Consider the following 22808-nt stretch of genomic DNA (forward strand, 5'->3'; position numbering starts at 1 on the left):
GAAATTCCTTTTTCAACCTTTTGGCTTACGCCAACCAAAATTCATCCCCTCCCTACTCATTGGGCTTCACCCTTCTCATTCCTTGAGGAAGGGGAATTCTTTTGGAAATATGTTAAATAAGCTGCACCGTAATCTTCATCTTTCTCAAAACTTGATGTTTTTCCATGTCCAGGTAAATCAAAAGATACAATATGGTATGTATCTTTTAATTGTTCAGCTATCTCTATGAAACTTAACTTTGTACTTCCTAAACCATGGAAGCAAATAATTTGAGGATTATTTTTATCTCCCCATTCACAGACACTTACATTATAACCGTTACACTCTACAAAAAAGTGGTTCATGTTCTTCTCCTCTGTTTCTAGTAAAATTGAGTCGCGCATGGGCATGTTTATGTCAATGTCCACCCCTTCTATAACAGTTGCCATCATACCTGTTTTTTTGAATAAGCCGTTTCATTTTTTTTATTTTCCCAAAGTATTAAATATTTCTTCTGAAAATAGTTAATTCACTAACGGGGCTTTAATTGAATAAGCCTCATACAGAAGTAAAGCTCAGAGTCATATAGGGACTTTGAGCTTTTTTGTGTGTTATTTAGCTCGTTATTTTAGATTTTCTCCACAATAACTGAACTACTTAATATTATTCTCATTGCCTTTTTATTAATAAAGATTGTGAAGTAATGCATTTCAACTAACAGGTTCTTTATTTGTTGAAATTTTCAAATTTCATTCTCGATAATTTATTAATATAGGTGCTTTTATATATTGTAAGAAGAAGTTAAACATAAAACCTCTTTATGGCTATTTTCTAGACGCATCAACGAAAAAATCGGGTCTTTCTGGTGATGGTGTATCTCCGCCATTTTGTAATACTTGGTTTGACAAAGTAAGAATATTACTACTACATGCTAAAGTACCTACTAATACCACACCTAACACCATTTTTTTTATTGTTTTCATCACTTCAACGCTCCTTTTTTTAAGTGTTTTTTATCAGCTTTATTACTAATATAAAAATATTTACTTGCCTTAACATGTTCATTATTTTCATAGAATTGTAACGCTAAAATTTCCGCATATTCTTTTACGCAATCCCACATTTCTTCTTTTTCAAAATAAGAAATTCCATCTGTAATAATCTTTTCTAATTTAATTCTAGGTACTTCTTCGGTTAATTCATTTAAGATTGCAAAACGATGCTCATATTCTTCATTTCCTGACTGAATTGCGCTTTCTATTCCCTGTCCTATATATTGTTTCGCTGTATGAGTATCTCCTAAATTATAGTATGATCTTGCTAGAACAAATAACGCTTTATAATGATTCGATATTTTCTCGATTACTTCAGAACTATGTCGAATAGCTAATGGATATAAATCTTGCATGTTATATAACCATCCTAAATTGTAGCGCACCCTTACTAATAGCTGCTCTTCATTATGCTTTTTAAAAACATCTATGACCTTATTTAAACATTCTTCGGCTCTCCCAAATTCTCTTAGATCTATACAAGCTAAACCGTATACATTGTCACATAAAGCAATATTGATTTCATATCCTACATAATTTGAATATATCTCTTTTGCCTGTAATACGTGCTGAATCGCTTCAAATGGTTGATATGACTGATAATAAAAAGTTGCGATTCTATATTCAAATTCAGCTTTTTCCACTTCATCTGGAATATAGGATAACAGTTTTCCCGCTTCTTCAAAGTGCTTTTTCGCTTCGTTGTAACTTGCTAGAATTGTATAATGTATTGCCTTAAAAGAATGATAATAGTAAGCTAAAAACAAAAATTGATCTTTCATTGTAGAAAGTGATTCGATTTCGGCAAACGAATTCTTTGTAATGCTCAGTCCATCTACGAGCACTTTATATCTAAAATCAAGTAGTGAATAATAAAGTGAAAGATATTGATTTTTTTCAATTTCCTGTAAATTCTCTTCTATTCTTACTTTTAACTGTTTAGCTTCCTTCACGTGATATAAACGAATTTCTTCATACCATGCATTCAACAATTTGTTTAATTTCTCGTTTCGCTTTGCCTGAACGTTCATAATATCCCCCTTCTTTCTATATCTAGTCTTAATCTGATAATAACAGGAATTGGATACTATGAATTTTACTACAAGATTTCTCATAAATAAATAGAATATTCTGAATTAATTTCATTCCAAAAGGTTAGCACGCAATTCTCGTGTGTGATCTGTTTCATCGTTTAAAGTATTGCTTTTCAATAGTTCTGGTTGTGCCAAATAGTCCTTGTCAAACCAAATTATGAAAACAACACCTTCACATTCAAACCAACCCACAATTGAATCGCTTCAAGCTCAAGTAAAAGAACTCACAGCAAAAGTGAGATGGTATGAAGAATAATTTCGTCTTAGTCAACAAAAACGGTTTGGTACGTCTAGCGAAAAAACACCTAATAATCAACTTGCTTTAGAACTGTTTCATGCAGCTGAGAAAGAAAGTAATTCTGAAACCCACGAACCAGCTATTGAAACGATCGGCCTTCTTTCCAATATCTTTATAAGCTTATCTCTGATTTAAATGCAGGAATTCATGATGAGAAGCCCTCTTACGGATTGTCTAGAACTTATGGAACGGAGATAACAAATCAAACTATTTATAACCACTATGTAAATCATATTCTAACTGAATTTTTATACCTGTTTCATTAAAAAATGTTTTAGACTGTTAAAAAATAGTTGTAGACTGATAAGGTGTTTTTTGTACATGAAAGCACTTTTTACTAACATAAAATCAAAATATCGTAAGACCTTTAAAAGTCCCTTCAGAGTACTGAAGGGACTTTCCATTCACATAATCAGCGTTATCTGAAGTTCTTCAGTTATATATTTTTTGTAGTAATACGTATATGTTTCGCATAAGTTTTCTCTAAATCTCGAAGCGTATATGCCATAGACTGTAGTAATAATTGTATATCATGACCAGACTTAGAAAATCCTTTTTTGTCGTTTCTATCAATTGGTACTATTGCTTTTAAATATCCATCGCGTACCTCTATTTGCATTTTCACTTGGCAAAACCTTTCTATAACATTCACTGTACCAATAGTTATTGTTGAAACACTAGCACAAACAATATCTTCACCATAAGAGGAATAAATCGAATTTTTGAGGAGCAATACAAGGTTCCAAAGCCATTTTTGACTGAGGATACAAAAGAACGGATTGAAAGAGCATTAAAATAGATTAATACTCCATAAATTAATATAATGTAATATGCATGTCCCATTATTTAGAAATTGAAAGGAGTCATTGTAATGATTATTTGGAGAGGTAAAGGAATGTTAGTAGCCTTAGCATTTATTTTAGGGTTTATGATAAATGCAATTCTTTTTAGTTTTTTGCAAGTGAACACGGAAGATAAACCTGGATTTATTTTGCAAGGAATATTTTCGACTATATCTATAGCGATGATTAATTATTTTTTTACTAAAAAGTTTATATCTGATGATGTACGAACACTCGTCGATGAAAAAACCGGAGAAAGAGTTCAAATAAAAGATAATTCTTCATTATTTTTCATTCCAAATAAGTATTGGACTTGGATCATTCTAGTTTTAGGTGTTGTAATTGTTATTAATGTTAGTATGCAATTATCATAATTTTTTTATTATTATATAAGGGATCACCATGTCATTTAAAAAAACTCTGATCTTTTTAAAATCAGAGTTTTTTATATTAATTATTTTTAATAATTTAAATTACATATATTCATAAATTGATTTTATTTAAAATAAATTTTTTATTCATGGGTTTCTGTACCTCTTTATTTATAGTGTTTTGAATGTATACTTTTCTTTCTAATTTTGAGGATATTAAGGGGATTGAGATAAAGTGAATGTTTTTGGTAATTTGAAAGTAAACTAATATTTAAAAGTTTACTTTCAAAAATATAAAAAGAATCCTGGGATTCCAGCATTCTTTTTGATAAATCAATAAGATATATTATTTAATTATTGAAAAGGAACGTCGTATATAAACCATGTTCCATCTTTTTGGTACATATGAAATTGAAATTCTTTATCGATCCACGGCGACATATCAATGACTGCCGAATTTTTTATTATTGAAACAGATGATCTTACAAATCTGAAGGAGGAGAAAATTTTCCCATGAAACTCAGGTGCTTGTTTTAAAAATTGCTTCTTTTCCTCAGTCATCTTGGCATCGTTTTTATAAAAAAGATAAGTAGTTTCATAATCTCCTTCGTGTATTGAATGCAAATATAATCTTACTACCGTTTTAAAAAGCATTGAAACTGGTGCAGCAGGAAGTTGGTCATTAAGTAATTTAGCTCCTAGAATGATTGCTGGAGACCTTGAGCCTGGTTTTTATATCAAACATTTTATAAAAGATATGAAAATTGCTATTGAATCGGCGGAAGAGATACAGCTCAAAACTCCAGGGCTAAAACTAGCTAAATCATTATATAATACTTTAGAAAATGAAGGAAAAGAAAACCTAGGAACCCAAGCCTTATATCAGTTATTATCAGAAAGTACACAAACAACAGTAAAATAATAAACAGAACATAATTTTTTATGTATGGTGTTTTGAATGTATATCTTAACCTGTATGAATTTCATACAGGTTAAGTTTTCTTATAGAGATCGAAATTCGATAACTGAGAAACACTCTTTTTTATGTGGTAAGTCCACAGGAGGAAAGAGAATTGTCCCCAATGATTCTAAGACCATTATCTAGAAATATCTTGAGACGTCCAAGTGTTCATTTACGGGCCTCTTATTAAGAAAAATTAAAGCTGAAATGACCGCTTAAATATAATATACGAGGAGCAGTCATCATGCAGAAATTATGCAGGATTTTATGCAAAAAATAGGGGGTCATAACAAACAATCGGAAGACCGAAAACCGCTCCAAGACAGGAATGTATAAAAACATGCATAGATTCATAGAAAAGGAAACAGGCGAAACCCTTGTACGAGTATGGGCCGCCTGTTGTCCTTGCTACTGATAATGATGCGTTATGTTAACCTCACATGAATACCTTATACAATTAAAATACCTTTCATTATCTATATTCTTGATGTGGTATAATTTGGATAAAAGGTAGAGGAAGATAGACAATGGAAGAAATTATTAAAGAGATTGTTTCCTCAAGCAAAAGATACAAAGTCCAAGTTATCAAACGAAATGATGGTTTTTTCACTACAGAAGTTTTTGCGTGGTTTGAGGATGACGGATATGAGTATTGGGCCCCTATTAAACAGGGGTTATCGTTAATTGATACAGAAAAACATGCTATAACCATAGCAATGGAAGACTTAAAAGTGTATTCAGGTGAGAATGATTAGTAGTGTGGATTACAGTAATATTAAAAATTAGCTTCCAATAACGATTATTATGTAAATGAGCTGTCCATATGGGCGGCTTATTATTTTTTTCTAGCGTGTTTTTTTTCAAAAATGCTGGCGGTACTCCTTGTTGTGTAGATTATTTGTGTGAGAAAAGTCCCTTTAAATATTATTATGAAGGGGTACGTGGACAGTTGATGAGTTACCTCTTTTAAAAAAATAAGCTCCGCAAATGCGGAGCTACAATAAGGAAAGGACAAAATGAGTAGTAGTGTAACTGAAAAAGTAAACTTTTTTACTGATATTAGTGAATCAATTCAAGACAAAATCATCGAAAAAATAAACGCAGCAACTTCAGAAGATTCTACCTCCTCAGAAATTGCTGCATCTTCCGAGGAAGATTAAATAATCTATATAAGGGGTACGGAAACGATTCACAGAATAACCCGCCACATCTGAAATTTTTTCCATTAAATATCATAGATAAATATGGTAAAATATGCATAGAGTAACAGCTCAAAAAGTAAAATGGTGATTCAAGTTAAAAAAGTACTCATGTGGGTGCTTTTTTTGCTGTCTTACAAATATAGAGGGGATTTCATCATGAATATTATCGACTTAGAACTAGTACGAAAGAGAAAGAGCAAGGAAAATAAAATGATTTCAATACCCATTATCGAACGGGTTTTTGAAGTAAATGGAGAAATTCAGTTTGAAGTAGCTGGCGAAAAAGAAGTTCCCATTTCTTGGCTAGAAAAGGAATAGATATTCTTAAAAAGAAGAGAAATTCAGTTATAATAGTAAACGGACCTTTATTTAATACTTAAATTATCATTCCGATTTTTACCACAAATTCTTTTTAATTGTATAGCAGGTGGGAATTTTCTGTACTTATTTCGTTTTAGCTTCCATACTTTATGTATGTAGTGCATTCTTATCAATTTTCCCCATTACTTTAACTCGTAGGGGCATTAACTTTAGAACTCTGCTAATGGATAAGCAAGTTAATAATTGTAATTGAAAATGGAGTGATACGATGAATAAGACGTATGATGTCATCATTACCGGTGCTAGATGTGCCGGCTCTACCCTGGCAATTTATCTTGCTAAGGCAGGTTTCCATGTGTTGTTAGTGGACCGAGCGAATTTTCCAAGGGACACATTATCAACCCATACCTTTTTCAATAATACTGTCGCTCTTCTTCGAGAAACCGGTGTCCTGGACAAGTTATTGGAAACAAAAGTACCGCCGGTACGGGATATTAAATTTCAATTTGAGGATACCGTGATAGAAGGTCTCATCCCTGAGGTTTACGGAGAGGAAAGTTGTTATTGTATTAGAAGAACTTATCTCGATCATATTCTACTTGAACAAGCCAAAACCCAAATGAATGTAACTGTTTTAGAAGGATTTCGTGTGACGGATGTCATCCGTGATGACGAAACAGTGATAGGCGTGAAAGGTTTAGACGGCGACAACGAGAAACAAGAATTTTTAGCTCGCCTGGTAGTCGGGGCAGACGGCCGATCCTCTATTATTCGCAAGCTGGTAAAAAGTGAACTCAAAATAAGTATTCCGGCAACAGTCGGCATCTATTTCGGGTATTTCTCTGGATTTCGCCACGATAATGTCCCTAAATTTGAAGTATACAAGATAAAAGATAACACAGCCATTCTCTTTCCGACGAATGATGATTTATATGTAATTGTCGGCATTTTCCCATTAGAAAATAAGGAATTGATAGAACGGTTGAAATTAAATCCGGAAAGCTGTCTACGCAATTTCTTTACAGATAACTTTCCGAATACAACAATTGGGGCGCGCTTGAAAAATGCAGAACTAGTAGAACCGGTCAAAGGCATTCTCGGATATGATAATTACTGGTATAAAGGAATGGGAAAAGGATGGGCGTTGGTTGGAGATGCAGTTTGTTTTAAAGATCCTGGCATGGCGCAGGGTATCCATGATGCTATATGTGGAGCACGTATATTATCCAATATTCTATCAAAATATAAGGGACAATCCGATCAATCAAATCAAATGTCTGAAGAATATCAAAAGGCAATAGAAGATGAGTTTATGGTTCGGTTTCACATGGGATGCCAAATTTCGAAGAATGAACGCATATCTGAACAACAGGATGCTATCAACAAGCTAATCAGTTCCCATCCAGAGGCTATAGAGAAGTTTTTAGGGATTTACAATTATGCAAACGAGCCCGCTGCTTTAGAAAAAGAACTCGCACGAATTATGCAATCGATCTAGCAATGATTTTAGAGATTAAGTGATTTAAGTACAAAAATAATTCGCTATGAACCTCCCCCACTTACTCGCTTCCGCTTGAAGTGGGGATTTCTTAGCATCAACAAAGACAAGGTCCCATGAGAAGCGGATTTTCCATCTCCTCTCTGCACCTATGCAGGGACTCCTTTTCTTCATTTGACTAAGCAACTTCTGCACATGCAGAAGGGTGGGAACACACCGTCTACTACTTTTTGCTTACGCAATCCACAAATACTTTCTCTTCGTTTCTTCCGGGATATGACACATCTTTCCGTACAGTTCTTTTGCCAAAATGTTGCGGGCACCGTGAATGTCCCAGTGTTCTTCGTAGCCGCACACACAAACGTAGTTACGTGTCCGCACTTTCTTTCTTCTTTGGCAACAAGGGCATGTTTGAGAAGTGTATGCTTCGTCTACGAGAAACAATAGAGGTACCTTTAGCAATCTAACCTATTTCGATGCTGGAGCCAGAGTGACTTCGGGTGATGTTACCTTGTCATAAAAATCTACGAATTTGTCACGATCGGCGCTATCACGGTAAGCCATGGCGACACGTGGATATTCATTAAGTACACCAGAGATCATGTAAGGTATGATATAGCCTCACTCCCACTCTTGTCGCATTTCTAACATGTGCTTTTCAATGTGAGCGTATTTACCAGGAAAAAGTATCAGGTGCTCAAAAGAATCGACAAGAATTACAAATAGCTTTGGATATGCTTCGCGAGGGAGATGTATTTGTAGTTTATAAGCTAGATCGATTAGCCCGCTCCGTTAAACATCTATACGAGATCATGGATATCATTCGTAAAAAAAATGTTCAATTTGGGTTTCTTTGCCCATCCCCCGAAAAAGGGGAATAAGACAGAAAATGCTAATTAATAACCTATCAGCGTAACAAAAACGAAGATTTTTTGAACAAATATCTCTTAGCGTACAGCAAAAGAGGTTAATTGTGACAAAAATGCGTCTAAACGTACAGAATTCTCGGAATGATAGGGTGAGGCCTACTAACGTATGCAAGTTTGTTAAAGAAGGACTATACTAAAAAATACAAACTGTATTCTATTAGATTAGGAGGTTGAGGTTTTGAAACTTAGACAAATGGCTGTTGCTTTTCTTTTAAATGAAAAACAAGAAGTATTGTTTCTTCAAAAGAAACCAAAGGATACATTCCTTGCAGGATTTTTAGTTCCAATAGGAGGACATATTGAGGGCGATGAAATCAATGAACCCCACAAGGCATGTTTAAGAGAAATAGAAGAAGAAACAGGTTTAAAGAGCGATTACATAAATAATTTAACACTTAGATATGTTGTACTTAGGTCAAAAGAAAATCAAGAAATCCGAATACAATATGGGTTCTTTGGTACTGTATCTAAAAATTCTACTTTAATTGAAAGTGATGAAGGGTCTTTAAAATGGGTGAAAATTGAAGATATTGCCGCCCAAAATGTTTCAGCAACAACAATTGAAATAGCGAAACATTACAATCATTTACGTGAATCAAATGAAAATATATATGTAGGTTCAATGAAATCTCTAAAAGGAAAATCAGCAATTACTTGGGCAATTTTAGAGGATTGGGAAATGCCTATTTTCAATTAATGGGGCGATAACTCTAAAAGATTAATCTTTATTTAAAACCAATTTTACTTTAAATACATGTAAACGATGTGAGAACCATTGATATTCCACTAGTTCTCACATCGAAGTTAAGATAATTGGAAAATGTTGGTGAACCCCCTTTAAGGAAATAAAGTCTTAGACTGACCGGGAGGCATTAAGCTAACGGACAGGTATGTGCGATCTAGAAAGGAAGCGTTCCTTTTGTCAAAATGATAACAAGCATCTAATTATTACGCTCTTCTCCGCAGAAAGTGAGGTTCTGACCATGACGAGACGTTCAGAAGCTGAACATTGGAACGAGGTGTTTGCCGATGTGAATCTCGGCAAGCCGCAAGTAGATTTTTGGCTGGAAAAATACGAGCCGATGCTAGAATTGGCCCAAGATGGACCGGTCATTGATCTTGGCTGCGGATATGGCAGCGACTCTTTGTTTTTAACAGAACGAGGTTATCGGGTCATCGCCTGCGACTTCTCCTCTGAGTCGTTGGCGATTATACGCAAATATGTGCCAGGCGTTGAAACAAACCTATTCGATATGACAGGAGGATTGCCGTTTCCGGATGGTAGCGCGAGGGCGGTTGTCGCGGATTTGTCCCTGCATTATTTTCACTGGGACGATACTGTTTCTATCGTTAGCGAAATTGCGAGAGTTGTCGGCACTGGCGGATTGCTGCTAGCCCGCTTGAATTCCACGCGCGATGTTCATTACGGTGCCGGCCAGGGCATCGAATTGGAACCCCGTTATTACGAGCATGAGGGGCGGCGGAAACGTTTTTTTGACGAAGCAGATATGCGTCGGTTGTTTGACGGATGGGCGATCAACGTGTTGACGGAAACGGACATGCACCGCTACCGGAAGCCGAAAATTTGCTGGGAGATGGCAGCTTGCGTCCGCTGATGGCAGCCTCGGGAGGGGGCTGTGTGTGCCGACGAACTTGCCGATGTGAATCCGACCGTCGGGACAGCTGGTCGAAAGCAGCCGGACAAAGAGACTCAAACCTTTTTTGTTCCGCTCACGGGGATCGATAATGCAATAAACCAAAAAACAATCTAACACTTTATTTTCGTGTTATTGACTAGTTTTTGGTTTATAAAGCCAGATTAGTATAAATTTTCCTCAAACAGAGTTAATTAAACAACTTAAAACTACATTGAATACATGTAAACAAAGTGACAACCATTGATTTAACAATGATTGTCACTTTGGAGTTAAGATAACGTGTATATCTCGGCTATACCCTTCATTATTGGAAAATGAGAGTTGCAGAATATGAACAATCTAGTACAAGGTAGGGATAAATAAATGAAAGAATGGATTTCGAAAGTTTTTAGTGAATTCGAAGAAGAACGCGATTTTCACGGTAGTGTTGACGAATCTCTTATTAATGAAATCGAAAAGAAATTACAATGTACATTTCCAGAAAGTTACCGCTGGTTTTTAAAGAATTACGGTGGTGGTGGAGTATTAGGAATAGACTTAACCTGTGTGGGCTCTTTAGATAATTCACCAATCATCTTAGATACTGAAGCTTATCGTAAAATGGATATGCCAAGAGAATATGTTGTTATATGGGACTTAGGTGAATATCTGTATTGTTTAGATACCACAAATTTAGAAAATGGAGAATGCCCAGTTGTAACATGGGATTTTGTAAGTAAGAAGACAATATTTGAAGCTAAAAATTTTTATGAATTCTTATCTCAACAATTAGAAGAGGCTATTGAGGATTATGAGGATTAAGCCATTGTAGCTCCGCAGTTGCGGGGCTTATTTTTTAGGTATCCCATCAACTGCCCACGTACCCCTCTCTATATGCAATTTACCATTTAAAAACTACGCAAATTATCTCCTAAAGTTACACTACACCTCAATGTTAATTTTACCAATTATGTCCGTAAAGGTATACGGAAAATATGGATGTCTGTAAAGTGAGAAATAGACATTTATAGACGTGGTTTTTTATAGTATTCTACCTATCTGTAAAGGTATACTTTTACAGATAACAAAGTGTATTATCCTAGAACTAAGGTTAAATAAAAAACAATATGAAATTCATTCAAATTTTTGGGTTTATTACCTTTGAAAAATTTAATTTGTATTGTATCCTCTTTATTAGTGTTGTTTTTTGTATATGTGTTTTTAAGACAAGGATGTTATTATCAGGCTTGTTTTTTATTTGAATATTTTTCCGATTAATCCAATATGTATAAAGGAAATTATAGGTGAAATTAACAAAGCTACATAGTGTGATAGAAGATAAAAAGAACGAATTAATTCAACTCGTTATCGAATATGGTATCAACCATAAAAAGGTACTTACATTAAGTCGAGAATTAGATTGCTTAATTTTTAAGTTCATGAAAGGACAATGAAGAATTTTTTCATGAGATTTATGGCGTACAGCCGAGATACGTGTAAAAACATGAAAAAAATAGCCCTTCACTTGACCAAAAGGGGTCAGGTGAAGGGCTATTTTTCTTATTTCAATCATTTTTTAGTGCTTTTTGTTAACAAAGTTTCAAAAATAAACTTTGTATAAAGGTTTCCTTTGAATATGATTATTTATTTCGAACATATAATTATTGTATTTCGAGGTTTTCCTTATTAACCTTAGCTATATATTTTACAAAATCAATGATGGGATATTTTATAAGTGAACGGTGCTGCGTAAAACGAATCCCTGATTTCTCCATTTTTAAAATGAGTTGTTCAATTTCTAACTCTTTTTGTTGTATCCTATTATAATTTTGGTATACAATGTTTTTCCATTGATAGGAGGAACCGTGAAAATAACTTTCTCCTTTTACCCTGTGACTAAATATTATTTCTATTTTTTCTCTACGTTGTTTTTCCTTCATATGTGCTTCCGTTGACTGCATGTTTATCGCCTCTTCCCTTTGTGCACGGTCTAACCGTGTAAATAACCCCATCATAGCCAATGTACAGTGATTTTGTTGGGAATTGTCGTTTAAGGATATCTCATCAAGTGTATATATTTTTCAAGCGCTTAATCTAACATCTTGGATTTTACATCTAAATAAGTTGTTAGTGTGTATAAAATACCATTACTCTTTTCAGTTTTTGCTACCAATAACAAAATTAGAAAGTAGTGAAAATGCAGGAAAGATTAATTGTTTATTAATCTTTATTATAAAACGATTCTTTATGGGCATGCACCTTTTTACAATCACCAAGATTTACAACATGACGAGTACCTTCATCCATGAGTTTTATTCTCTATTTACTGATGATCGTTTTTTTATCTAGGCTAAGCAACATACCGTATGCCTCAGAACCCCTTTTATATACAAGGACAATATATTGTAACCGCCAAGGTGAATTTTACACTTTCTGCTAAGTTCTCTTTTACACTTTAGATTGCGCATAGCTCACTTGACATGGAGCCTCTACAGGTATGATAAACAGCCTTGAAGCCTTGGTAATAAAAGAACCATGGCTATTGCTACAAGGCTATCATACCTGCTTCTCCAAATAAAGTGAGCGACAAATGTGGCTAAAAGTGTAAAGCTCATATTAGCGAAAACTGTAAAATTTATTCTGGCGTTCACATATATGTAACGGTTCCCCTTTTGATTTAAAAAAATATATAAAAATATAGGGCTCTTAAAGAGTTTTGTTACAAATTTGTCATGTTTGACTTAAAAAAGGAAAGTAATATTCATTTGTAGAAAATTTTTAAGGGTAAAAATAGGATGAATATCCATGGTAAGAAAAGGGGGCACTTATATGCTAACAAATGATTTAGATTTCCGATTAGAACCACGTTTAAAAGAACTGTATGAACAACATAAAATAAGAGCGCAGAAGATAGACTGGGGGTATCATGAGTTTTTACCATGGGATAAGGGAATGGACTTTAAAAGAATTCCTTGGGATGAAAGTCAAGTTACTCTTCCTTCGGGTGTAATTACGGCCATTGAAACAGCTTTATTAACAGAAGTGAATTTACCCTGGTTTACAACGTATTTATCTGCGACTTTTAAAGGTTCTCTTTCTGTTATTACAGACTTTATTCATACTTGGACCTCAGAAGAGGATCAACATTCGAATTTATTGGAGACATATTTACTACTCACTCGAAGTGTGAACCCTAAACGTATACATGAATTAAGAAAGTCAGTCGTTGAGGATGGATTTGAGCCTGATTTTCATACACCAATCGAAGCCATGACGTATACGACGCTACAAGAACTTGCAACGATGGTGTTTTATAATAATGTAGCTAAGGTTGCAAGTAAGCATGATCCAGATCTTGCTACATTATTACGCCGTCTTGCCAAAGATGAAACTCTTCATTATGCGTTTTATCGAGACGTCATTCGAACACATTTGGAATTAGAACCTAATTATTGCTATCATATTGCCAATGTGATTAGGAATTTTAAAATGCCAGGTGCTGTCATGCCAGATTTTGAAAATAGAATGGCTGTAATTGCAAAAGAAGCGAACTATGGACCACTACAATATTTTGATCAAGTACTTGATGTAGTGATTAATTATTGGGGGTTAAAAGACTTACGACCAATTGCACCTTTAGCTGAAAAAGCAAGAATTGAGATTTTGGAGTACCACACAAGATTGAAAAAAATACGAGATAGATTGGGTCGTTTTCTAGGGGAAACTGATCTACGTTAAAGAGTAAATGTTTCAGAATATACACGGGAAAATTCACCTTCCCCTTATTGGAAATCTGACACACTCCCTATTGTTTTGTTGCTGTTTTTATTAAATTTAAATTTTAAAGGAAAAGTGGTTGACTCTAAAAATAATTTTATGATATTATAAAATATTTGATAAAAAATCATATGTGTGTTAAGGTTAAGAAGGTTACCATATATGGAGGTGGATTATATGTTTCAAATTGGCGATAACATTGTTTATCCAATGCACGGAGCAGGTATAATTGAAGCCATAGAAGAAAAAGAATTCTCAGGGAAAAAACAACAGTATTATGTGATAAAAATGTCAATCAGTAATATGCAAGTCATGATTCCTATGGGTAAAATATCAAGTTCGGGTATACGCCCAATTACTGATATACTTGCATTAAAACACATTATACACATTTTTCAGCATGGAGAAACAGATAAATTATTGCCGTGGAAACAAAGGTATAAAGTGAACACGGATAAAATAAAAACGGGTGAAATACAAGAAGGTGCTGAAGTTGTACGTGATTTAATGCGTATAAATAAAGAAAAGGCACTTAATACAAGCGAAAAAAAAATGTTGGATAACGCACATGAATTTTTGATTAGTGAACTAGGATTAATTAAAGGGATCACTGAAAATCAAATAAAAGGTTTCTGTTAAGATTCATTATAGATAATGTATTACATCCCCCGAAAATATCCTGAATTTTTCGGGAATATGATGATTATTAAAAGTAAATCATTTCAAAGACATTCAACTTCTTCAACTCACTTTTAGAGTAGGAACCTCTTTTGTTATTACTTCAATCTTATCCATTTTTATTTTTAAATTTCTTTTTCGAACGTTTGAAGTTTCATCAAATAACTCGATTAAATAGTCACTTGATTTTTGCAATCCTGATTCACACTGGCACGGACAAGGAGCCGTAAGGATGAAAGAGAGGTAGGGCTTTCATTGTTTTAGGTAATCTACTATCTAAGTCATTATTTCTAGAAGAAAAAACAATCAATCTCACCACTATCTTTAAGAGTTCCTTACATCTACTCAGACAGTGAATAGTAATTGTTTATCTTCTTTACGTAAAATTGATAAACGAACTGGTAACACCATATGGTCAACTACAAAAAATGGTTTCCAGACCAGGTAACCATTTTTAATTTAATTTACATACCAATAGTAAATTAAGCAGTAAGAAGGAGTGCACACATGAAAAAAATGTTAACAAAAGAATTAAGTAATGAATTAAAGAAGCGAGAAGGGATCATTTCTATTACAGTTGAGCCTTATGAAAAAATCGAAGTTGGTGGAATTTGTGTAGAGGGACCAGCTGTTATTCTAATTAATCAAGAATAGCTAAAAATAGTTGAATGAACGAAGAAAAGGATCAGCCTTTACGAGAAGGGAAGATCCTTTTTGTTTGCTGCAGCTAATATGGGATATACATAACTTTCATCTGATGTGTTGGGGGTAAAAGGAAGGAGAGGGTCGGGATTATCATGGTGGAAAGTTTAATATTGGTAGGATTTCTTTTTGCGTTATATAAATTAGTTGATGAAAAAAAAACTAATTATTTAAAACGATATATTCTTTCCTTTAATTTGATTTATAACAGATTGGTTTCATAGACGACCAAATAAAAACACAGGGTTTTATCTCTGTGTTTCTTCAAATATTCGTTTTTGGATATATGCTTGAGCATGGATAATTTCTTTCTGAAGTTCTTTTAATTCTTCCGTAGATCCTGATTCAATCCTCATGTACGTAGTAATTAGACTAATCATCATATCCATCTTCTCTACTATATTTTGAATGACCTGTTCAGATTGCTCTTTTTTAGAGTGTTGTATTGCTATTAATACATTTTCTATATAATTGTTCTTTCTTTGCTGGATATCATAAATAAACTGTTTCGTGTTTGAGTTCATTTCTTTTCCCTCCGTTTTGGATATATTTCCATTCTATCATATTTGAATAGAAATATTGGATTCCCCTAAATTCACATCTGTCTCGCACATCTCCTCAAATATACAAACTAATTCCTTAACGTACAATTTTCTTTTTTTGATATGGTGACCCCATGCCCATCAACTTAAGAATGGAAACAAAGTGTACTTTCATTTTGTAGAGGTAAAGCATTCCTAAAATAGAAGCATACTCTTAATAATACGCATGCCAAATAAACCCTAACGGGTTTCGTTTTTCAAATTATGCAACTTTCTTTTGTTTTTTCAATCCATTATACTCATAAACAACACCCAGAATATCAAAGACAGTCCTCTTCTCATATCGATGAGATTTCTGTCCGTTTTTCTGTAGGAGGTGGAACAGGCGGATTAGGATCTTTGTTCTTACAATTTAATCTAAAAAAGTTCCCTTATTTGTATAACGGTTTAAGAAAAAGTATTAAACATAACAAAACCTACAGAAAACAATCTGTGGGTTTTGTTATGTTTAAAAGAGCTTGGGGGAGCTCGGTTTGATCGATCTTATTTTTCTAACACATCTGAGCAAATTCATGTTCAATTATTTGTTTTAATAGCACCTGTTGAAGTAGACGATGCTTATACCAAATGTACTTTGAAGCTCATATCTTGCCCAAAATTCAAAAATCGATTCATTCTAATTTTTAGGGTAATAGAAAGATAATATACAGTTGATAAGGTAGTTTGCGTATATATTCGCAATAAACTTATCTTACTTTAAACATCTTTCAAATTCCTTTCATAACTATTACAAAAGGTTTTCATTGAATGTAAAGAAGTTCAACTAATAGGAATGAAAAAAATAAGCAAATTTCAATCTCTAATTTATATGAGCGATAATGTGTTTATTTCTTCTTTGCATAAACGGATAAATTTTTTAAAGGTTTCTAACGATATGCACGCAAAGGAACTTTCACTATCGTAAAGAGAGAATAAAATGCGTTATATATGCACGTTAAAAGCCGACATAAAAACCCCTTTCTTTTAGAGGAGGACGAGAGCATCAGGCCGTGCATAGAAGCGGTCAGGTCTTTTTTGGCCACATGCGAGGTGTAAAACAAAGGGAGCAAGAATGTGCAGCTCATGCTGTATTGCTACATAGCAGCGACTTATATATCGAAAAATTAAAATCGATTTATATAGAATGAGATCTGGATTACGAATTTTTTAAAATTAACAATATCGCAAGCCAATAAAATGAATGATGTATAGGTTGTATCTTCTTATATATAGTAGAGTTTAATAATTTATGATACGGGGGAGACATCACATGCCCATCAAGCTAAGATTTTGAGACACCTTACGATTAATTAGCTCTGTTCGTAATGGTACCGTCACAGCTTCCCTTATGCTCAAGAAACTTGCGGCCTATCCAAGGCAGAATAGCTTATCTGTAACTCTGCGTGAAATAGGAAGAATTGAAAGAACTTTATATACATTAAAATGGTTGCAAAGTCCTGAACTTAGAAGACGTGTACAGGTTGGTTTAAATAAAGGTGAAGCAAAACATGCACTTGCTAGAGCTGTGTGTTTTAATCGATTAGGAGAAATTCGTGTTCGTTCTTATGAGGATCAATTACATAGAGCGAGTGGTTTACAACTTCTTATTTCAGCAATTGTACTATGGAATACAGTATATATATCACGTGCTGTAGATGCTTTACGGGCAAAAGGCGTGAACATTCCAGAGGAATATTTACAACATATATCTCCACTTGGATGGGAACATATTACGTTGACAGGTGATTATGTGTGGAACTTAAACCTAAAAACAAATTTTAATAATTTAAGACCATTACGGGATAAAAACCCTATAAAAAAGCAGTGAAAAACAAATAACCAGTTCCTTAACGTACAGGGAACTGGTTGAAATGTGTCCAAATTGTGTCTAAACGTACAATTTTCCCGAAATGGTATGGTGACCCCATGCCCATCAACTTAAGATTTTGAAATACCCCAAAACGAAAATTTTGTGCATTATGCTCGTTTTTATTGTTTTGAAGTAACCCGCTCTTTTTAGCTTGATAGTGATATGGTGAGATTCTTTTATTATATATTTGCAAGACTTTTGTAATATTTATGAAAGGATTTTGAAAGATATATAAAATAAGATGAATTTATCAATATAAATAAATATAAAAGGAGAATAAAATGGTTACTAAAAAGAAGAGCACGAAAAAGTCTAAAAAACTAGTACAAGTTTTAGCGCTAGCCACTACTGTTGTTAGTGGATCATTAGCATTTAATTCTGCATCTGCATATGCCGATTCAATTCAAGATATCGGAAAAGGTGCAAAAGTTATAAATAGCATAGATACAACTTATAATGCTAACGAAAACATAAAGAATTCCATAAAAGTTTCATTTATTGATGATCCAAATACTGATAAAAAATATGCTATTATTTCTACAGAAGGAAGTAATATTGGTTCAGGATTTAATCGTGTTGGTTCGGATATTTATGGTCGTGTAGGGTGGCCATCTGCCTATAAAACAGGATTAGAGATTACAAGTAATGATAGTGCGAAATTTTATAACGTTGCACCCCAAAATGCAATAGAAACAAAAAAAGTATCTTCTACTGTTTCATATAATATAGGGGGAAGTTTAGATGTTAAAGCAGGAGATCCATCATCAGGTATAGTAAAACCATCAGTTGGTGCATCTTGGTCAAATACTGTAACATATGACCAACCAGATTATAAAACATTTTTAGAAAATTCTACGGATAAAAAAGTAGATTGGAAAGTTGAATTTAGTAAATTTGATAATAGAGGATGGGGATTTTACACTAGAGACTCCTATCATGCTATTTATGGTAATGAGTTATTTATGAGCTCACGTACTGCATACATTAATGCAGTAGACAATTTTATATCTAATGATGAATTCCCATCTCTAGTAAGATTTGGTTTTCAACCAAGTACATTGGCAGTTGTAACTGCAGATAAAAACGAAACTTCAACTGATTTATCTGTAAAACATGCTAGAGTACAAGATGATTATGAATTATATTCTACCTTTGTAGGTTGGTCCGGAAAAAATCGCAAAGATGTAAGAACTAATGAAGCTATAGATAATTACACAATTGATTGGAAAAATAATAAAATCGTTCACAAGTAAAAGTGAATAATACGTTTACAGATAGTATAGTTAAACTTATAAATATTTAACAGTTAATGCATAAAAAACTGTCAATTTTATATTTTTCCTCTTTGTTGTTCTCAATACTGTTGGTGATATAATATTTTCTTCACTCTTCCTTGGAGATCCGAGCAGTTAGCTTTTGCTAGCTGCTCTTTTTATTCCTCATCATACAACAAAATGAATCGAAGGTGCTTCTTGGGGGAGCGCTTCACCTTATTGAAGATCTTGAGATAAAACACTTTGCTTTTGGTGTAGATTTAGAATTTCTAAAGACTTATGAATTGTTGTTAGAGAATCGTGGAATAGGAGTGGTAGGAAGCAAGGAAAAAGGACATCAAGAGCCAATTGTTCCAAGATGGATGCCGGCTGCAAGTGTATACTTTCTGGATTAGAATCTGCATCCTATTTAAGTGAATGGGATGCATAACACCAAGAAAAATGAATGAAATTGTATCTATAAAACGGAAAAAACGTTATTCTTTTTGTGAAAATATACAGAAAGGATGACGTTTTTATGAATCTTTCGATTCAAAATGAGCTACAATTATTTGCTGAAGAATTATATAAACATCTCACTCCTTCATTTCTGGAAAATGTCGCTAAAGAGCTAGGTTTTGTACAACGGAAACGTAAGTTTTCAGGGCAGGATTTAGCTACTATCTGTGTCTGGATTAGTCAACGGGTAGCGAGTGATTCTTTAGTGAGACTGTGTAGTCAACTTCATGCTGTTACAGGAACTCTTATGAGCCCTGAAGGACTCAATAAACGTTTCAATAAAAAAGCTGTTTTCTTTTTAAAACACATTTTCTCTACATTACTAAAAATTAAAATTTGTGAAATATCAGCGATTCCAAGCTCTTCAATCGCTTATTTTCAGCGAATTCGTATTTTAGATGCAACAATTTTCCAGGTGCCAAAGCATTTAGCTAGTGTGTATCCTGGATCAGGTGGTTGTGCTCAAACAGCGGGTATAAAAATCCAGTTAGAATATGATTTACATAGTGGCCAATTTTTAAATTTTCAAGTGGAACCAGGGAAAAATAATGATAAAACCTTTGGAACAGAATGTTTAGCAACATTACGTCCTGGTGATCTATGTATTCGGGATTTAGGCTATTATTCACTGGATGATTTAGATCAAATGGACCAACGTGGCGTGTATTATATATCACGGCTCAAATTAAACAATAGGGTGTATATCAAAAATGAATTTCCTGAATACTTTCGAAATGGGGTCATAAAAAAACAATCTCAGTACATCAAAGTTGATTTAGAGCACATTATGGATACCTTAAAACCAGGACAGTCCTATGAAATAAAAGAAGCTTATATTGGAAAGGATAAAAAGCTATTCACTCGAGTGATTATGTATCGATTAACTGAAAAACAACTTGGTGAGCGAAGGAAAAAACAAGTGTATACGGAAAGCAAAAAGGGCATTACATATTCGGAAAAAAGCAAACGATTAGCTGGCATGAACATTTATGTTACCAATACACCTTGGGAGATTGTTCCAATGGAACAAATACATGATTTTTACTCTCTCCGCTGGCAAATAGAAATCATCTTTAAAACTTGGAAATCTCTATTTCAAATTCATCATTGGAAAAATATCAAACAAGAGCGATTAGAATGTCATGTTTATGGGAAACTTATTTCCATTTTTCTATGCTCTTCTATTATGTTTAAGATGCGACAATTAATTTTACAAAAGAAACAAAAAGAATTAAGCGAATATAAAGCAATTGGAATGATTAAGGATCATTTACACATCTTGTATCAAGCCATACAACAAAACACCCAAGAAATAACAAAGATTCTTATCCGTCTGTTCCACCTCCTACAGAAGAATGGGCGGAAATCTCATAGGTATGAGAAGAAAACAGTCTTTGATATTTTGGGCGTTGTCTATGAATATAATGGAATGAAAAAACAAAAGAAAGCTGCATAATTTTTAAAAACGATACCTATCTAGGTTTATTTGGTATGCTCATTTTTAAAGATGCCAAATATTTTAAAAGTTTTTTGGTTATATGAACGAAAGTTCATCTTGTTTCCACTCTTAAGTTGATGGGCATGTATGGTGACCCCTAGTAGGTTCTTCCTTACTCATTACATTTTCAATCCGCGTTTATAACAGCTGGCTTCAAAAATAATACTCTCTTCATCTAACATTTTACATTCACAAAAGCCGTAACTAGGTGGGGATTATGTATTGAGATAATAAAGTTCTTTAATTTTATCTTTAGAATAGCAATAACCTCCCCTCAACAATATGATAGGAGGTTATTAAAGTTATTTAAAATTTATTTTAATGGATTCAATTTTTGCAAATAATAATGTTGTTTAATTTGAGAAGCGAATATTAAAAACATACTCCTTAATACCTCGTGATTAAATCTTCACCCTCATATCTAGGGTCTCTCTCAACTTTACCATCTTTTGTTTTGATGACTTTTAGTCTACCTAACCACTCTGCTTCGTTATATGTCTTTTCACTTACCCATACATTATGCTTTTTACCGTCTACCTCAACTACTAATGTTGGGTGTGTAAACATGAATTCCTTCTCTACATGCCTACCTACAATTTCTGCATTTAATGATGTACCTTCTTCAACTAGTTTACTATCCTGATACCCCTCGATAATAGGTAATCCAATAAATACAAAGAATATCAGTCCAAATACGATTACTTTCTTCTTTGTACTCCATTTATTCTTTTCTTTCAATTCCTTCTGTCTTGCTTCTCTTTCTTCGCGTTCATTCAAACTCTCATTTAAAGCGTCTTCCCATGCCTTGATTTCTACTTCGACTCTTGCTAGTTTTTCTAGTTGTTCATCGGTTGCTACCATCTCATATGAGTTATCTCCAACCAAACGAATTTCAGCACCATTTTCTTTTACTTCTTGCAAGTCTTTTTCTGTACAATCAAACTCTCGAATGATTTCCCCTTGTGTGTTAACAAGTCTAACGTAAATGTTTTTTTTCTCCTTCTTCTTAAACATCTGAACTCCCCCTTATTTGTTTCCTATCATAGATAACCCTATTGTAATTAAGATAAAGAAAACGATAATAAGGAAAGTCTTTCCTTTGCTTACTTGTGTTTTAGAACCTTCCAAGACAGCCTATATAAGAATTGGGAATAGAAGAATACCAAGGAGAATGTCAACCAGCTTGTTACTACTCTCCTTTAATGTTCTTTCTTCTCCTACTATCGGTTTTATCTGAACAGTTTCTTTTCTTATTTGTTTCGGTTTCTTTTTCTTGCGTCTATGATTCACCCAACATATTCCCTTTAGAATAACTTTTTACTAACTATAAAAATACCGGAATATCCCATTTTTATTATACAGGATAAAAATTATAAATTCTAATTACTACCATTTTTCAAAACATCTATTTTATTTTTGAAATAATTTTATTATTTTTAACAACTTTATTATTCGCGAACAGATTATTTGCCGCTTACCTATAAAAAACACAAAATTTTCGTTTAGGAGGTATTTTGTTTTCTTAGCTTGATAGCGATGTATGGTGACCCCTAATAAGAACACCTGTAGATACTTCAAGACAGCTACATAATTGTGTGAGTGATGTACTTGCGACCTGTTGACTAAGCCATACACATAAAGCAACTAACTCCTTTGCTTGATATTTACTCTTTCGCTGAACGAATCCTTTTTCTTTAGCTAGGTGTTCTAGAACATGAGGAGACATATGTCGTTGTAATTCTTCAG

General features: G+C 33.6%; 22 protein-coding genes and 8 pseudogenes. 19 read left to right on the forward strand and 11 right to left on the reverse strand.

The features are described 5' to 3' along the window. Window positions 1-110: 110 nt before the first annotated feature. From BR72_RS24265 to BR72_RS24270, 3 genes and pseudogenes are all read right to left on the reverse strand, one after another. Window positions 111-344, reverse strand: a pseudogene (locus BR72_RS24265) (alpha/beta fold hydrolase); the annotation flags it as partial. A gap of 459 nt (window positions 345-803) precedes the next feature. Further along, window positions 804-962, reverse strand: coding sequence for a Phr family secreted Rap phosphatase inhibitor (locus BR72_RS26585; RefSeq protein WP_156107978.1), 159 nt, complete (start codon window positions 960-962; stop codon window positions 804-806). Beyond that, window positions 962-2062 carry a response regulator aspartate phosphatase gene (locus BR72_RS24270; protein ID WP_035437970.1) on the reverse strand — a complete coding sequence of 367 codons (1101 nt, stop codon included), beginning with the start codon at window positions 2060-2062 and terminating at the stop codon, window positions 962-964. The genes BR72_RS26585 and BR72_RS24270 overlap by 1 nt, the downstream gene beginning before the upstream one ends. A gap of 220 nt (window positions 2063-2282) precedes the next feature. On the opposite strand from BR72_RS24270, the pseudogene BR72_RS27710 reads away from it, so the two are divergent. Beyond that, window positions 2283-2516, forward strand: a pseudogene (locus BR72_RS27710) (transposase domain-containing protein); the annotation flags it as partial. Between the two features lie 343 nt (window positions 2517-2859). Here BR72_RS27710 and BR72_RS24275 read toward each other — a convergent pair. After that, window positions 2860-3075 (reverse strand): ribosomal-processing cysteine protease Prp, encoded by a 216-nt coding sequence (locus BR72_RS24275; protein WP_231559771.1) that lies wholly within the window; start codon window positions 3073-3075, stop codon window positions 2860-2862. 219 nt (window positions 3076-3294) lie between these two features. Here BR72_RS24275 and BR72_RS24280 point away from each other — a divergent pair, with 219 nt between their 5' ends. The 6 genes and pseudogenes from BR72_RS24280 to BR72_RS24305 all read left to right on the forward strand — a co-directional run bounded on the left by BR72_RS24280 (window position 3295) and on the right by BR72_RS24305 (window position 7618). Beyond that, window positions 3295-3639: a hypothetical protein gene (locus BR72_RS24280; RefSeq protein WP_035437974.1), complete on the forward strand. Its 345-nt coding sequence runs from the start codon at window positions 3295-3297 to the stop codon at window positions 3637-3639. Window positions 3640-4264: 625 nt separating this feature from the next. Beyond that, window positions 4265-4558 (forward strand): annotated as a pseudogene (locus tag BR72_RS24290) (NAD-binding protein); the annotation flags it as partial. Window positions 4559-5124: 566 nt separating this feature from the next. Further along, the gene (locus BR72_RS24295) at window positions 5125-5352 is read left to right on the forward strand and encodes a hypothetical protein (protein ID WP_035437978.1); all 228 of its coding nucleotides are present in this window, start codon (window positions 5125-5127) and stop codon (window positions 5350-5352) included. A 261-nt stretch (window positions 5353-5613) separates the two neighbouring features. Continuing rightward, window positions 5614-5757, forward strand: a complete 144-nt coding sequence (locus BR72_RS26595) for a hypothetical protein (RefSeq protein WP_156107979.1) — start codon at window positions 5614-5616, stop codon at window positions 5755-5757. 198 nt (window positions 5758-5955) lie between these two features. After that, window positions 5956-6117 (forward strand): hypothetical protein, encoded by a 162-nt coding sequence (locus tag BR72_RS26900; RefSeq protein ID WP_035437980.1) that lies wholly within the window; start codon window positions 5956-5958, stop codon window positions 6115-6117. 271 nt (window positions 6118-6388) lie between these two features. Continuing rightward, entirely contained in the window at window positions 6389-7618 is a 1230-nt protein-coding gene (locus BR72_RS24305) for an NAD(P)/FAD-dependent oxidoreductase (protein WP_035437982.1), read from the forward strand. Window positions 7619-7852: 234 nt separating this feature from the next. Here BR72_RS24305 and BR72_RS26130 read toward each other — a convergent pair whose 3' ends face one another. Together BR72_RS26130 and BR72_RS27295 are read right to left on the reverse strand one after the other, a co-directional pair. Beyond that, a complete protein-coding gene (locus BR72_RS26130; protein WP_098088251.1) occupies window positions 7853-8080 on the reverse strand; it encodes a zinc ribbon domain-containing protein in 228 nt (75 codons plus the stop codon). Window positions 8081-8086: 6 nt separating this feature from the next. Next, window positions 8087-8281 (reverse strand): annotated as a pseudogene (locus BR72_RS27295) (nucleoid-structuring protein H-NS); the annotation flags it as partial. 8 nt (window positions 8282-8289) lie between these two features. Here BR72_RS27295 and BR72_RS26140 point away from each other — a divergent pair. The 5 genes from BR72_RS26140 to BR72_RS24325 all read left to right on the forward strand — a co-directional run bounded on the left by BR72_RS26140 (window position 8290) and on the right by BR72_RS24325 (window position 11638). Then, a complete protein-coding gene (locus tag BR72_RS26140) occupies window positions 8290-8499 on the forward strand; it encodes a recombinase family protein (protein WP_331280412.1) in 210 nt (69 codons plus the stop codon). A 226-nt stretch (window positions 8500-8725) separates the two neighbouring features. Further along, entirely contained in the window at window positions 8726-9244 is a 519-nt protein-coding gene (locus BR72_RS24310; protein ID WP_035437984.1) for an NUDIX domain-containing protein, read from the forward strand. A 286-nt stretch (window positions 9245-9530) separates the two neighbouring features. Then, entirely contained in the window at window positions 9531-10163 is a 633-nt protein-coding gene (locus BR72_RS24315; protein WP_035438027.1) for a class I SAM-dependent methyltransferase, read from the forward strand. Between the two features lie 405 nt (window positions 10164-10568). Next, window positions 10569-11006: an SMI1/KNR4 family protein gene (locus BR72_RS24320; RefSeq protein WP_035437986.1), complete on the forward strand. Its 438-nt coding sequence runs from the start codon at window positions 10569-10571 to the stop codon at window positions 11004-11006. 482 nt (window positions 11007-11488) lie between these two features. Then, window positions 11489-11638: an aspartyl-phosphate phosphatase Spo0E family protein gene (locus BR72_RS24325; RefSeq protein ID WP_035437988.1), complete on the forward strand. Its 150-nt coding sequence runs from the start codon at window positions 11489-11491 to the stop codon at window positions 11636-11638. A gap of 207 nt (window positions 11639-11845) precedes the next feature. On the opposite strand, the gene BR72_RS24330 is transcribed toward BR72_RS24325, so the two are convergent. Further along, window positions 11846-12145, reverse strand: coding sequence for a hypothetical protein (locus BR72_RS24330; RefSeq protein WP_035437990.1), 300 nt, complete (start codon window positions 12143-12145; stop codon window positions 11846-11848). An 868-nt stretch (window positions 12146-13013) separates the two neighbouring features. On the opposite strand from BR72_RS24330, the gene BR72_RS24335 reads away from it, so the two are divergent. The 3 genes from BR72_RS24335 to BR72_RS26600 all read left to right on the forward strand — a co-directional run bounded on the left by BR72_RS24335 (window position 13014) and on the right by BR72_RS26600 (window position 15293). Further along, complete coding sequence (locus tag BR72_RS24335) at window positions 13014-13922, forward strand: acyl-ACP desaturase (protein ID WP_035437992.1); 909 nt, start codon at window positions 13014-13016, stop codon at window positions 13920-13922. Window positions 13923-14138: 216 nt separating this feature from the next. Beyond that, window positions 14139-14600 carry a CarD family transcriptional regulator gene (locus BR72_RS24340; RefSeq protein WP_197059970.1) on the forward strand — a complete coding sequence of 154 codons (462 nt, stop codon included), beginning with the start codon at window positions 14139-14141 and terminating at the stop codon, window positions 14598-14600. Window positions 14601-15146: 546 nt separating this feature from the next. After that, the gene (locus BR72_RS26600) at window positions 15147-15293 is read left to right on the forward strand and encodes a BC1881 family protein (protein WP_035437995.1); all 147 of its coding nucleotides are present in this window, start codon (window positions 15147-15149) and stop codon (window positions 15291-15293) included. A gap of 296 nt (window positions 15294-15589) precedes the next feature. Here the strand turns inward: BR72_RS26600 and BR72_RS24350 are convergent, their stop codons facing one another. Then, the gene (locus tag BR72_RS24350; RefSeq protein WP_035437996.1) at window positions 15590-15865 is read right to left on the reverse strand and encodes a hypothetical protein; all 276 of its coding nucleotides are present in this window, start codon (window positions 15863-15865) and stop codon (window positions 15590-15592) included. Between the two features lie 1351 nt (window positions 15866-17216). Here BR72_RS24350 and BR72_RS24355 point away from each other — a divergent pair. The 4 genes and pseudogenes from BR72_RS24355 to BR72_RS24370 all read left to right on the forward strand — a co-directional run. Beyond that, window positions 17217-17750 (forward strand): annotated as a pseudogene (locus BR72_RS24355) (Tn3 family transposase); the annotation flags it as partial. A gap of 323 nt (window positions 17751-18073) precedes the next feature. Further along, window positions 18074-19045 (forward strand): beta-channel forming cytolysin, encoded by a 972-nt coding sequence (locus BR72_RS24360; RefSeq protein ID WP_035438001.1) that lies wholly within the window; start codon window positions 18074-18076, stop codon window positions 19043-19045. A gap of 233 nt (window positions 19046-19278) precedes the next feature. After that, window positions 19279-19496, forward strand: a pseudogene (locus BR72_RS27300) (VOC family protein); the annotation flags it as partial. Between the two features lie 87 nt (window positions 19497-19583). Next, window positions 19584-21020: an IS4 family transposase gene (locus BR72_RS24370; RefSeq protein ID WP_035438003.1), complete on the forward strand. Its 1437-nt coding sequence runs from the start codon at window positions 19584-19586 to the stop codon at window positions 21018-21020. Between the two features lie 429 nt (window positions 21021-21449). On the opposite strand, the gene BR72_RS24375 is transcribed toward BR72_RS24370, so the two are convergent. The 3 genes and pseudogenes from BR72_RS24375 to BR72_RS24385 form a co-directional block, all read right to left on the reverse strand. Next, window positions 21450-22076, reverse strand: coding sequence for a hypothetical protein (locus BR72_RS24375; RefSeq protein ID WP_035438005.1), 627 nt, complete (start codon window positions 22074-22076; stop codon window positions 21450-21452). Between the two features lie 12 nt (window positions 22077-22088). Then, window positions 22089-22352: pseudogene (locus tag BR72_RS24380) on the reverse strand (hypothetical protein). Between the two features lie 262 nt (window positions 22353-22614). Next, window positions 22615-22808, reverse strand: a pseudogene (locus BR72_RS24385) (IS4 family transposase); the annotation flags it as partial.

The sequence above is a fragment of the Bacillus sp. UNC322MFChir4.1 genome (assembly GCF_000746135.1).
Taxonomy (GTDB): domain Bacteria; phylum Bacillota; class Bacilli; order Bacillales; family Bacillaceae_G; genus Bacillus_A.